Source organism: Spirosoma harenae, assembly GCF_054776975.1.
The window spans coordinates 304,960-317,254 of sequence record NZ_BAAHBD010000024.1; the positions used below are offsets into that span (position 1 = coordinate 304,960).

The 12,295-nt window shown below is 44.9% G+C and carries 10 protein-coding genes and 1 tRNA gene; 5 read left to right on the forward strand and 6 right to left on the reverse strand.

Going from position 1 to position 12,295, the window contains the following annotated elements:
* Nucleotides 1-15 precede the first annotated feature (15 nt).
* Nucleotides 16-2,052: a thioredoxin domain-containing protein gene (locus tag ACYVE4_RS23830; RefSeq protein WP_461042760.1), complete on the reverse strand. Its 2,037-nt coding sequence runs from the start codon at nt 2,050-2,052 to the stop codon at nt 16-18.
* Between the two features lie 60 nt (nt 2,053-2,112).
* Nucleotides 2,113-3,759 (reverse strand): T9SS type A sorting domain-containing protein, encoded by a 1,647-nt coding sequence (locus ACYVE4_RS23835; protein WP_461042761.1) that lies wholly within the window; start codon nt 3,757-3,759, stop codon nt 2,113-2,115.
* 120 nt (nt 3,760-3,879) lie between these two features.
* On the opposite strand from ACYVE4_RS23835, the gene ACYVE4_RS23840 reads away from it, so the two are divergent.
* The 4 genes from ACYVE4_RS23840 to ACYVE4_RS23855 all read left to right on the forward strand — a co-directional run bounded on the left by ACYVE4_RS23840 (nt 3,880) and on the right by ACYVE4_RS23855 (nt 6,763).
* A complete protein-coding gene (locus ACYVE4_RS23840) occupies nt 3,880-4,341 on the forward strand; it encodes a hypothetical protein (RefSeq protein WP_461042762.1) in 462 nt (153 codons plus the stop codon).
* A 62-nt stretch (nt 4,342-4,403) separates the two neighbouring features.
* Entirely contained in the window at nt 4,404-5,267 is an 864-nt protein-coding gene (locus ACYVE4_RS23845) for an alpha/beta fold hydrolase (protein ID WP_461042763.1), read from the forward strand.
* Between the two features lie 72 nt (nt 5,268-5,339).
* A complete protein-coding gene (locus tag ACYVE4_RS23850) occupies nt 5,340-6,656 on the forward strand; it encodes an MFS transporter (RefSeq protein ID WP_461042764.1) in 1,317 nt (438 codons plus the stop codon).
* A 32-nt stretch (nt 6,657-6,688) separates the two neighbouring features.
* Nucleotides 6,689-6,763 (forward strand) — tRNA-Val (locus ACYVE4_RS23855).
* 90 nt (nt 6,764-6,853) lie between these two features.
* Here ACYVE4_RS23855 and ACYVE4_RS23860 read toward each other — a convergent pair.
* Together ACYVE4_RS23860 and ACYVE4_RS23865 are read right to left on the reverse strand one after the other, a co-directional pair.
* Complete coding sequence (locus tag ACYVE4_RS23860) at nt 6,854-8,440, reverse strand: glycoside hydrolase (protein ID WP_461042765.1); 1,587 nt, start codon at nt 8,438-8,440, stop codon at nt 6,854-6,856.
* Nucleotides 8,441-8,511: 71 nt separating this feature from the next.
* Nucleotides 8,512-9,417: a sugar phosphate isomerase/epimerase family protein gene (locus tag ACYVE4_RS23865; RefSeq protein ID WP_461042766.1), complete on the reverse strand. Its 906-nt coding sequence runs from the start codon at nt 9,415-9,417 to the stop codon at nt 8,512-8,514.
* Nucleotides 9,418-9,730: 313 nt separating this feature from the next.
* On the opposite strand from ACYVE4_RS23865, the gene ACYVE4_RS23870 reads away from it, so the two are divergent.
* Nucleotides 9,731-10,165 (forward strand): response regulator, encoded by a 435-nt coding sequence (locus ACYVE4_RS23870; RefSeq protein WP_461042767.1) that lies wholly within the window; start codon nt 9,731-9,733, stop codon nt 10,163-10,165.
* A gap of 54 nt (nt 10,166-10,219) precedes the next feature.
* On the opposite strand, the gene ACYVE4_RS23875 is transcribed toward ACYVE4_RS23870, so the two are convergent.
* Nucleotides 10,220-11,158, reverse strand: a complete 939-nt coding sequence (locus ACYVE4_RS23875; protein ID WP_461042768.1) for a polysaccharide deacetylase family protein — start codon at nt 11,156-11,158, stop codon at nt 10,220-10,222.
* A 100-nt stretch (nt 11,159-11,258) separates the two neighbouring features.
* Nucleotides 11,259-12,266, reverse strand: a complete 1,008-nt coding sequence (locus tag ACYVE4_RS23880) for a glycosyltransferase (RefSeq protein WP_461042769.1) — start codon at nt 12,264-12,266, stop codon at nt 11,259-11,261.
* Between the last annotated feature and the right edge of the window lie 29 nt (nt 12,267-12,295).

The following is a 12,295-nucleotide window of genomic DNA, read 5'->3' on the forward strand; positions in this document are numbered from 1 at the left end:
TTTTTTCAACTCGTTTCATCGCAACAATCGCCAAACCTCTGCTACACTCGTGACTGGTAACTGGCAAGCCCGATTGTAGCAAACATAGACTGCGGTTTGTCCGTCAATCGGGCCGCGCTGTTGCAGGAGTGGCAACTCACTTTTATCAACCGTGCCGCAGATCACTTTATTGGGATAAAATTCGGCATCCAATTCGTTCCGATATAGCTCAGCATCGGGTCCAACGATAGCAATTTCGGCTGTTGGGCGAGCCCGGAGCGCAAATTGAGAGGCCCAGTTAGTCAGATAATCAGCGTTTTGCTGAACCAGCGGTTGCAGTCTGCCCAGCATTTGATCAGCACGTTCTGCATAGTCTGGCCGCTCTAGCAAGAAACTTAGAGTATAAAGATTTTCTGCCATCATCGAGTTTGACGACGGGATCACATTATCGAACAGTTCTTTACGTCGGGCAATGAGTTCTTCGCCATTTTTATCCGTGAAGAAAAACATCGGATCAGGACCTGTTTCGGATCGACTCGAATCAGAGAAATTGGTTAGTGCATACTGCATCAGTTGATCAGCCTCCGTAAGCCAACTCTCGGTAAACGTAGCCTGATACAAAGCCAATAGTCCGTCGATCACAGCTGCATAATCCTCCAGAAAACCGGCCTGACGCGCCCGACCCAGTTTATACGTGTGCCACAATCGTCCGTTGCGGGTATCCCGCATCTTTTTGAGCAGGAAAAACGCCAATCGAAGTGCGAGTGTCAGGAATTCAGGTTCAGCAAAAACGCGGTAGGCGGTCGCTAACCCTTTCAGCATTAAACCGTTCCACGAACATAAAATTTTATCATCCAGCCCAGGACGGATTCGTTCGTCCCGTATGCGCAACAACCGGATATGCGTGGCATCTAAGCGTACGGATAGCTCGGCCAACGACCAGCCCTTACGCGCAGCAAACGACTCATCGGATTCCGTACGGTGCAAGATGTTTCGGCCATGTTCCCAATTACCCGCATTGGTCAGGTTATACAACTCAGCAAACCACTCGTAATCATCGCCCAGAATTTCCTGTAATTCGGGCGTCGTAAATGTGTAAAACTTCCCTTCTACTCCTTCGCTGTCGGCATCCAGAGCAGAATAAAAGCCACCTTCAGGGCTAAGTAATTCACGCTGAGCAAAGCCAATTGTCTGATAAACAACGTGTCTATAGAGCGGGCTTTTCGTCAGGCTATAGGCTTCGGCATAGAGCGATAGAAGTTGACCATTGTCGTACAGCATTTTCTCGAAATGAGGAGCGAACCACTCAACATCAGTCGAGTATCGAGCAAATCCTCCACCTAGTTGATCGTAGATGCCTCCAAGCGCCATTCGGTCGAGCGTGAGTCGGAGCTGGTGGAGAGCGGCTTCATTGCCAGTACTATCGTAATAGCGGAGGAGAAAACGCCAGATGCTAGGCATCGGGAACTTCGGCGATCGACGCATTCCCCCTTTCTCATCGTCGGCTTTCACGGCTATTTTCCGGTAAAGCACGTCCAGCATTTCGGCCGAAAAAAGTGGATTGGCGGCTTGCAAGCCGTATCGTTCAGCGTCACTCAAATTAAGTTCCGTCGCAAATCCTTCCGCTGACTTTTCCAGATCGTCGCGGTGTTCTATAAAGGCATTTTGAATGCTATCGAGCAGATTAACCCAATTTTGGGGTGGTAGATACGTAACGCCATAAAATGGCTTGGCATTCGGCATCAGAAATACGTTGAGTGGCCAGCCACCTTGTACGCCCATTGCCTGCACGGCATCCATATAAATCGCATCAACATCCGGGCGTTCTTCACGATCCACTTTAATACAGACAAAATGCTCATTCATTACCTGGGCTACCGACTCTTTTTCAAACGATTCGCGCTCCATGACATGGCACCAATGGCAAGCCGAGTAGCCAATACTCACCAAAATAGGCTTGTCTTCGTCAATCGCTTTTGTAAGTGCCTCTTCACCCCAGGCGTACCAATCAACTGGGTTATTAGCGTGCTGAAGCAGATAAGGGCTTGTTTCGTATTGAAGTTGATTTGGCATAATAATCAATGGTGCTTATCAATAGATAGTAGTTAGTCATCTAGGCTAATTGGCAGACGGCTATCGACTGATAAGGACTTTTTTTGTCTGACTTTCGTTGGAGTTCTGAATTCGAAGAGAATAGAGTCCCGACGGTAAAGTTGACACGTTTAAAAATTCTTTAACGCTGTTAACCTTCGTTTTAACGACCGTTTGACCTGTTGTGTTTACTAGCAGAAGTTCCGTGGCTGAGCTTGGCATACGCCCAAAAGATACCGTTATTATAGTTTGGGATGGATTTGGGAAGATGTCAACATGGGCTAATTCAAGTTCTGTAGCGGTGACTGACCCCATATCGAATCGACACAGGTATACTTCTCGCCCTGTCAATTCAATGGTTTGTTGCCAGGATTTATAGCGCACCGTCAGATTAGTTTTTACACCATCGGCAGCATAGGGATTTTGGGCAGCAATCAGAATCTGATTACCCTTAACCACCCCTCGCCAAACTGGCTGTTGCTTGTCCATCAGGTCACGGGCGGGCGTTTCAATCACTAATTCATACGTTCCCTGAAACATATCGGCAAAGCGCGATAGCCGGTACAATCCATGTGTAAAGTGTTCGTAGGCCGCATATGTATCATTACGAGTCGCGGCCAGCGTTGGGTTTTCCCAAAGCCACAGACCCGACGCTCCTGAGAAAAAAGGAAAGATAGCTGTGGCTTCGGCCATAAATGGCTGAATAAACTGGAGCGCACTATTCGAACTATCGTGATACCGAAGCCAAACCCAGGGTACAACTGGCTTATTGCTCCAGGCTCGGTTTACTTCAACCTGAAACAATAAGTACGACAAATAATCCTGTGCCAGCGGACTGGGATAATCATAGTAATAATACGCCGAAGGAGAAAGTGCATTCAGTTGGTCGTAATAAGGTCCGCCAATGCCGCGTCCGGTTGAGTCCTGAACCAGATAATTCGTTCGACTTAGATTGGTTGTCCAGTCCGTCCAGGTAAATGTGGGCACATTTAAATAGGTATTCAGAATGGGTGTATCGGCATAACTTGTCAGGCTAACGTTGGTTAGATCGGCGTGCTGACGGACATATCGAATAGATTCTGTGTATAGATTCCGCATCGCTTTCTTATAGGCCGTTACAAAATCAGCATCTGGCAGGTTTCGATACATGGCTGGCACGCGGGTATCGGCCTTTATTCGTAAAATCCGGGTATCCGTTTCCAGAATCCGTTCAATATCCAACGCAAATCGGCTCACGGGAAGCACATATAATCCAGCGGCATTTTTCTGACCACCAGACAGTTCCGACAAAAAGCGATCCCATTTCGCGCGATAGGCTGTCAGATCGTTATCCCAGGGGCTTTCAATGGTTTCCCAGGGCTGATTGAGCCCAGTCGCAACGCCATAATACACCGTAGCTCGTTGTGGGGGCTTCACCAGCGAACCATATTCGTTATCTTTAACATCAACCAGATGACTAAATCCATGTCGCAGGGGACTGGCTTGCGAATCGGAAAAACGGGGGCCACCGTAGATAATTGGAAAAGGGAGTGTAAAATCAGGGAATTTCGTCCATTCGATCTGGTTCGGCTGACTCACCGGTGTAAACGGGAGCCGCTCTGCGCATTGTTGCTGCGCCAGGGCATCTGGAAAAACGCTTATCCAGAAACTAATTAACCAAACCAGAAAAATACCTAATGGGCCACGCATTGCTTGCTATTTCGCCAAAACTACGGAATTTTAAGGGCCTAAAGTGTCCCGGTCCATAAACGAATTGGGAATCACAACTCGTTAGTACCTACATATAACTTCCCGAATCGACGTTAACTCATGACACATACCATTCGAATACTGCTGATACTCATTGCTTTTTTAGGTCTGACGATGGGATGTAAAAAAGACGATGAAACAACGCCGATTGTTACTACGGCGTCGCAAACCGATTTACTGGTAGCCAATAACTGGCGCACCATACGTGTATCCGACGTCAACAGTCAGGAAATCAACAAAAGTAGATTGAATTTAGCGACCCAGGTTTTGTATGACCTGAACATGCAGTTTCGAAACAACGGCACCGTTCGCGCCCTCGACCCGAAACAATCTAATTCTGTCATTAATGCGGGAACCTGGACATTAACGGCGGACAACAAGTCGATTGATGTTGACGTACAGGGATTCAAAGGAAATTTCCCGATTATTCAACTAACCAAAACCAAACTCGTTCTCCGCCAGAAAGCTCCCGTCGATGGGAAAGACGCCGATATTAATCTGGAATTTGATCCGACAATTTAAATGACTGAATTGTTGAATGATTGAATACAGGTTAATGGTAGCCATTCAACAATTCATTTAGTATGAAATTCGAAACGGAATCGGGCTTTTTTGTGTCGGCTGATACCTGGGGTAATCCGAATGATCAGCCTGTTATTTTGTTGCATGGAGGTGGGCAAACCCGACACTCTTGGGGTGATACGGCGGAATGGTTGGCTAAAGCGGGTTTCTATGCCATCGCTGTCGATGCACGGGGGCATGGGGATAGTGATTGGTCAGCGGAAGGGCACTATGAAATAGAGTATTTGGCGGCTGACTTACGCGCTATTTGTGCGACACTGCCCCGCAGGCCAGCGCTTGTTGGTGCATCAATGGGGGGCATGACAGCTCTACTTGCTGAAAGTGAACGTCCTCCTGGAACTGAGTCGATCTGCCGATCCATTGTGTTGGTCGATATTGCCCCACGTACTGAGCAGAAAGGTATTGAACGCATTTTCGCTTTTATGAGTGGCAATTTGGCTGGCTTCGCCAGTTTGGATGAAGCCGCCGAAGCCGTTGCCGCTTATCTTCCCCATCGTCCGCGTCCCTCTGACCACAGTCGACTGGAAAAAAATCTGCGATTACGCAAAATAGGCACTGGCGAGTTACGCTATTTCTGGCATTGGGACCCAGCGATGCTAGCTTTATGGCGACAATACAGCAATCCCGACCGCAAAACGCACTATGAAGAGCGGCTGTACCAGGCAGCCCACGCCCTAACTGTGCCAACACTAATTGTACGCGGAGGTATGAGCGATGTGGTCAGTGAAAAAATTATGGCCGAGTTTCTGGATTCGGTACCGCATGTTCAGAGTATCAGCGTTGCTAACGCAGGACATATGGTCGCTGGCGATTCAAATCACGCATTTACGAAGGCAGTGATTGACTTTTTAACTAATATTGAGTGATTGAATTGTTGAATGATTGAATGGTGGTTAACTGACTGTCATTCAACAATTCAATCATTCAATCATTCCTCAATGAAAAACACCCCCCGTATCCTTACTGCCTGGACGTTTTACGACTGGGCGAACTCGGTGCATTCCCTTGTCATCGTGTCGAGTATTTTTCCAGTTTATTTCTCAGCAACGGCCCTCAACGAAACAGGTGGTCCAGTGATTAATTTTCTGGGAATCTCCATCAAAAATTCGGTGCTGTTTTCTTATACGATTTCATTTGCCTTTCTGTTTACGGCGTTGTTATCGCCCATTTGTACGGCTATTGCCGACTATAGTGGCCGGAAAAAACCGTTCATGAAAGTGTTCTGTTACACCGGAGCGATCAGTTGTAGTCTGCTTTATTTCTTTGTTCAGGAAACAACCACTTTTGCTGTTATCTGCTTCTGGCTCAGCCTGATTGGCTGGAGCGGCAGCATTGTATTTTACAATTCCTATCTACCCGATATTGCCACCGAAGATCAGTATGACCGAGTGAGTGCGCGCGGTTTTTCGATGGGGTATTTAGGAAGTGTTCTGCTCATGGTTTTAAATCTGCTGGTCATTCTGAAGCGCGAATGGTTTGGCAACATTTCGGAAGCGATGGCCTCTCGTCTTGCCTTTCTCACGGTTGGATTATGGTGGATTGGTTTCGCCCAGATTCCGTTTAGTCGATTGCCCGATGGCACGAAAAAATCGACCGATAGCCCTAAAAGTAATTATTTGCTCAATGGCTTTAACGAACTGCGGCACGTGTGGGGCGAATTGCAGAACCGACCTTTAGCCAAGCGTTTCCTGGTGTCGTTTTTCGTTTATAACATGGGCGTTCAGACGGTTATGTACGTAGCCACCATATTCGGGAGCGATGAATTAAAATTACCCGGACAAAGCCTGATTATCATCATCTTATTAATTCAACTGGTTGCCATTCCCGGTGCTTACGGATTCTCGCACTTGTCCGAACGAATTGGGAATACCTATTCATTAATGACAGCCGTTGTGATCTGGATTGGCGTCTGTGCCGTTGCCTATTTTATTCAAACTGAGACGCAGTTTTTCATTCTGGCAGCTGTTGTTGGGCTAGTTATGGGGGGCATACAATCTCTATCCCGATCAACCTACTCTAAACTTATCCCGGCCACTACCGACACGGCCTCTTATTTTAGTTTCTACGACGTGACCGAAAAAACGTCCATCGTATTTGGTACCTTAGTATACGGCCTGATCGAGCAGATTACAGGCAGTATGCGCAATAGTGTATTAGCACTACTTGTCCTGTTTGTGATTGGTTTTTTCCTTCTGTGGCGAATTCCTTCGCAAAAAATTTACCACGCCCATTTGGAAACAGAGGAAGTTTCGTAGTTTTGCAACCCCGATCTAGTGATCGCGGTCAAAGGAGGTTAGCTCAGTTGGTTCAGAGCGCTGCTTTGACAGAGCAGAGGTCAGCGGTTCGAGCCCGCTACTTCCTACCTAATGTTGAAAACCCTCAAATCAGGCTGATTTGAGGGTTTTTTCGTATATGGTGCATATACAGTATTATTTTAGAAGGTTGGCATCTATTAATAATAACCCACCAATGTCGTAACTGATTCTGGCTCTAACTGGATGCTATCGGCTGTAACCAGAGATTTATTTAGTGTTTTAGTCGCACTTGTCACATACCGAGTGAATCGACCATTGCGAATTGTTAGCCCCTGCAAAGGAAAATCCTGGCTGGCTGATGTCATGTTGATACAAACTAACACGATCTGCTTACGAATAGGATCTTTATACGCTGATACCATGCATTGACTAGCCTCCTCAATCGGATTGTTAGCAGCGCCGATACGAACGCCGATTCGCTTCATTCCTGGCCGGATAAAACGAGAAAAATTACCAAACGACCAGAGTTGTTTAGAGTCAACAACCTGTCCATCCAGCCAGGCATTGTTGTGCTGTTTATATAGCACATCTGGTCCGTTGATATACACCAGCCCATCACTATAATTATATGGATTGATGGCCAGCCACCATTGCCACGACGTGACATTTGCCTGCGTCAGATCGTTGTGAATCACTTTGGCAACGTATAATCCATACGCTATATCGGTGTGGCGGGGACTGCCGTTGTATTTCCCACAAATGTCACCCAAAACGCCAAATTCACTTTGCCAGAGTTGAGGATCTCCAACCGATTTGACGCGCTGAGCCGCTCGTTGACGAAAAGACACCAGAGCCGAATCCCGACAGGTCGTAAAATAGCTATGGTAGGCCCAGATAGGCGCTACATTGGGTAATTTAGTGATTGAGGCAGACCCGGTTTTACCAAAAAAATAGTCCAGTTGAGCCCCTCGGCCGCTTTCCTCTTTCTCATACAGGTAATTAAGTTGACCCGCTTCTCCTGTGACAATTTCAGTTTTGGCTTTTCTGGCGGCTATTTTACTGGATAACGCTTTAGTAATAGCAAGAATATCAGCATTTTGCGCAGGCGATCCTTCCTGACCCGCTTTACCATTTTTACCCGCAGTCCAATCCCACTGCGGTTCATTAATGGGACTCAGGTAATCGAACTTAAAATGATCGGCCACCTCTACCAGAAAACTGGCAAAAGGCTCAAGCGCATCGGATTTAAGATTTAGTGCTTTCCCTCCCGGCGAAAACGCTTTGCCGTTGCGAGTCATCTGGACAGGTGGCGAGTTGGTAAAACCCAGTGTATACCGAACACCACGCTGGCGAGCCGCCCGTAAAAACCATTGATTTCCGGCCTGTTTACTCCAGTCATAACGACCATCGGGCGTTAAAAAACACTCCTCACGTCGCCATTCATCTCCGATTGCGCTACTATCTTTCTGCTCGAAACTACCCGCGCCAATATTTACTCGCCATAGCGACAATCCAATGCCTTTGGGCTGGCCATTCGGCAGCGTATCCAGACTAAATAACAGGTCGGCGATTTGGTTTTTTTTGGCCTCATCTTGCCATTTCCCAATAAATTTCGCCGACCAACAGTCCGATGCGCCAAAACTGTGAATGGTCTGAAATTCTTGCTGTACATTAATTGTCACAGATTGCGCAGATGGCTTTCCCGGCTCCAAAAACGTCTTTTTATGACTTGTAGTAGTTACCAGACTAAGCTGGAGAAGCGTCGCTATAGAAAGAAGTTTCATCAAAAATAGAAAGCAAACTCTGGAGACAATCAATACATTTCAATCCTATAATACACCTGTATCAGGCTATTTTATACCTCCGCCAGTTGTTGCTTCACGACAGCAATACCGCGCGTTATTTCAGCATCAAAGTCAGTCCAGACACACTCCAGCGATAAGCCGCCCTGGTACTTGATCTGTTTCAGTGCCCGAAAGTAGGGTCGAAAGTCATCGCCCTTTACGCCGGGCGCTGTCCGACTTTGTTTTTCGGCAATATGGCAATGTGTAATGTACTTCCCGTATTTCACAATTTCTTCCGGGCTCTCATCTTCTTTGAGCATATGGTAGATGTCGCACTGCAACCGAAACCAGGGATTGTTCACTGCCTGAATGATTTCTACTCCTTCAGCCAGACTGTTGATAAAATTGGTTTCCCCCCGATTTAGTGGTTCTACGGCCAGCGTAACCCCGTACTTCTCAGCAATTGGGGCCATCTTCTGACAAAGGGATATATGCTGCGCTTTAGCGGTATTCCGATCAAACCCATCGGGAATAAACCGCGAACCGCCACTACCAAATACAATATTTTTAGAACCACACTCTTTTGCCCGGCGGAGAGCCAGATCGGCTCGTTGCAAAATGGCCTCATGGTGAATATCGGGCCCTACAGATTTTAGTTTGCCCGGAAAGAAATAGATATAGGATCGAACCGGCACTCTGTCGGTCTTTAGCGCCAGCCGATTCTTTTCATACTGACTATCTCCCTCGTCGGGTATCAGGAAATGACCAACGCTCTCTTCGACATACGAATACCCTAGATTCTTTAAGAGACCAACTTTATCATACGTAGTGCAAACACCTAAAGGTAGAGTCAGCCCAGCACCAGATGCAATATCAGGGTCTTTAGCCTGTCCATAGGTTGCCGTCAGGCCAGCAAGCGCACAAGTTGTGTATTTTAGAAAATCTCTTCTTGATGGGTTATTTTCGGAAGAATTCATAAATCGTTGCACAAAGAGGATTGGTTTAGCTGATGTAACGAGAGTAGCAATTTAAATGTACCGTTTTAAATTGCCTCAATAATTCTAAAAGTTATTACTACGTAGTAACACAAGTAAATGATTCTGATTGAGCCTTCTTCCGTCAATGAATGAGCAAAAGATGGCCCAACAACACAACGTCTATTCAGTTACTTCTCCGGACCCAAAACGAATAATTTAGTACAACAATAGTTTACTAAGTCAATATAGTGTACATTTAAAAATTCATATTCATCCAATAAAAACCGAATTAGTCAGGCTATTTCTATCTTAAATGGCACCTTCTCCTTTTTCTATCTTGCTAGTCGATGATGATCCATTATTAAGTGATCTAATGACTAAGGCTGCAAAGTCAAGTTTCCCCGAAGCCTTGTTCATTCAGGTTACTACCTTTGAAGAAGCCAAAGCCTACCTGGATTCTCTCGACGGGAAAAGGCCTTATTTAGTGTTGCTGGATATAGATTTGCAGGATAAAGTTGATGGTCTTGATTTTTTAGCCTTGTTGCGCGCCCATCCGGTCGGTCGTTTACTACCTGTTGTTATGTTATCGGGTATATCTACGCAGGAGAATATAGAGCGAGCCTATTTTTATGGCGCTTCTTCATTCATGATTAAACCATTTGAACTTGCAGATTGGAAATCGTTCCTAGCGGTTTTACGAACCTATTGGTATCATACAGTAACCCTTCCTTTCGGCAAAATTCTATAATCCTGTTTACAATTTATTAGATAATTAAAAAACGATTTTGCAACGTAAACTAATTTATTTTTTCAGGCTTTTTAATTCCTTTTCAAATTCATCTTCATTAGGGCTTTTTCTCATTAATTCCTTACGCTTATTCGTATCGCCAATCCAGCGATACACCCAGGAAATTCCATATCGCTCTTTATAGTAGTCTGGTTGCGAATAAATAGGGTCTTTTAGTGCTTCATCAAGTGAACAAAATCCGTATCCTCTTCTTTTTAATGCAGCGACTAAATCATCCAGATAATCCGCGTTAAGTAAGTTATCGTGTAATAAATAAATATGCTTTACGTCACGGTTTAATTGTTTATCAGTCAGGCTTTCTATATAGTCAAAATAGGCCAGCGTTTTTGCGACATACTGCTGTCCAATCCGTTGGGCTTCTTTGGGTTGATTATGCGATACATAATAATCATACAACTGAGTGATCAACCAATCCTCGCTGTGTACGGTGTAGGGAACAGGAATATATTTTTTTGATTGAAGAAAATCTGTTGCCTCCTGGTGCATTTTTTCATCCTTGCCTAAATCATTATATGGAAACCGAAAGTAAGTCAACGACTTATTATATTTTCCAGCCAATTCAGCGGTAATTGCTTCACCTTTTATTACTTCTGTTTTAAACGGTTCAATACCTACTTGTGAGTACATCACATGGCTAAATCCATGGTTACCAACAACGATTAATGGGTCTTTTATCCAGGTGTTCAGTATGGCTATATTTTTGGTCAATGAATCCGTATCATATAACCGTTTCTCATTAATAAAAATAGCCGTAGGAAGCTTCAGCGAATCAATTTTAGCTAATAAGCGAGAGTGAAATTTATGCGCTTTATATAACTGCGTATTTGGGACATCATCAATGGTGAACGACACCATTTTTTGCGCCCATATTTTAGAATAATCACTTCCTAACAAGATAAGAAATAGTATAGTTATTTTAGATAGTTTGATCATAAAAACGATAAATGAAAACGGATTTTTATGGCCCGCTATGAACTGATTAAATTATAATATAACCGTAAAAATCCGCACTTTAATAAAGTGCTAAATTAATTCAGGATGGATAATCAATACTAGCGCCCGTTTCCCGGAATTCTTTGGGTTCCCGAAATCGTTTCCAACCTTCGCCTAAAAAGCCAACTCCATATCCAATTAACTGAGTAAAAGCAGCTTCAACGCTTAAAAGCCCAATTTTCAAACTATTCTCTTTTCTTGTAGCGTCAATGAAAATCAATAAAGCAATCAATATCAATACACCAACGGAAAGCCCAAATAAGATTGGGCTAATTAATACCCAAACAGGAATTGAAAAAACAAATAGCGTAAATAAGGCTGGAATGGCATGAACGAGTTTCAATTCGTTCGGATAATAGCGTGAAATGTTAATCCTCGCCCGACCAAAGAATCGTAATTGTCGAAAAAACTGACCAAAATTTGTCCGGCGTTTATGATAGATGAAAGCTTCTGAAATAAGCCCGGTTCGAAATCCTCTTTCAATAATCCGAATGGCAAATTCAATATCCTCCCCCATCCGGGTTAATTTATAGCCGCCAATCATTTCCCAAACCTTGCGGGACAGGCCCATGTTGAAGCTTCGGGGATGATAGGTGCCTCCAAGATTTTTCTTACTCCCACGAATCCCCCCTGTGGTAAATGGCGATGTCATCGAATAGCTGATAGCCCGCTGAATGGGTGTAAAATCAGGATGTGCTTTATCTGGGCCTCCGTAGGCATCTAACCAATCGGTTGTAAGCCGCTGGTTGACAACCGAAAAATAGTGTTCTGGCACAAGCGCATCCGAATCGAAAATCACGAAATAATCACCTTGAGCCCGTTCAAAACCGTAATTGCGGGTAAATCCCTGGCCAGAATTGGGCTTTGTATAATACTGAATATTCAGCCGACTGGCAAACGCTTTGACTACGTTATCTGATTTTTCCGTTGAGCCATCTTCAATCACCAACACCTCAAAATTTTTGTACGTCTGCCTGACCAGGCTTTCCAACAGCTCACGCAGTTCATCCGGACGATTGAAGACGGGTATGATTATGGAGAAGAACACGGCTTATGAGTGATGAGTGATGAGTGATG

Coding starts and splice junctions, on each gene's coding strand:
- ACYVE4_RS23865 (WP_461042766.1), bottom strand. CDS start 9,417: ATGAATTCTTCCGAAAATAACCCATCAAGAAGAGATTTTCTAAAATAC.
- ACYVE4_RS23850 (WP_461042764.1), top strand. CDS start 5,340: ATGAAAAACACCCCCCGTATCCTTACTGCCTGGACGTTTTACGACTGG.
- ACYVE4_RS23875 (WP_461042768.1), bottom strand. CDS start 11,158: ATGATCAAACTATCTAAAATAACTATACTATTTCTTATCTTGTTAGGA.
- ACYVE4_RS23870 (WP_461042767.1), top strand. CDS start 9,731: ATGGCACCTTCTCCTTTTTCTATCTTGCTAGTCGATGATGATCCATTA.
- ACYVE4_RS23835 (WP_461042761.1), bottom strand. CDS start 3,759: ATGCGTGGCCCATTAGGTATTTTTCTGGTTTGGTTAATTAGTTTCTGG.
- ACYVE4_RS23845 (WP_461042763.1), top strand. CDS start 4,404: ATGAAATTCGAAACGGAATCGGGCTTTTTTGTGTCGGCTGATACCTGG.
- ACYVE4_RS23840 (WP_461042762.1), top strand. CDS start 3,880: ATGACACATACCATTCGAATACTGCTGATACTCATTGCTTTTTTAGGT.
- ACYVE4_RS23830 (WP_461042760.1), bottom strand. CDS start 2,052: ATGCCAAATCAACTTCAATACGAAACAAGCCCTTATCTGCTTCAGCAC.
- ACYVE4_RS23860 (WP_461042765.1), bottom strand. CDS start 8,440: ATGAAACTTCTTTCTATAGCGACGCTTCTCCAGCTTAGTCTGGTAACT.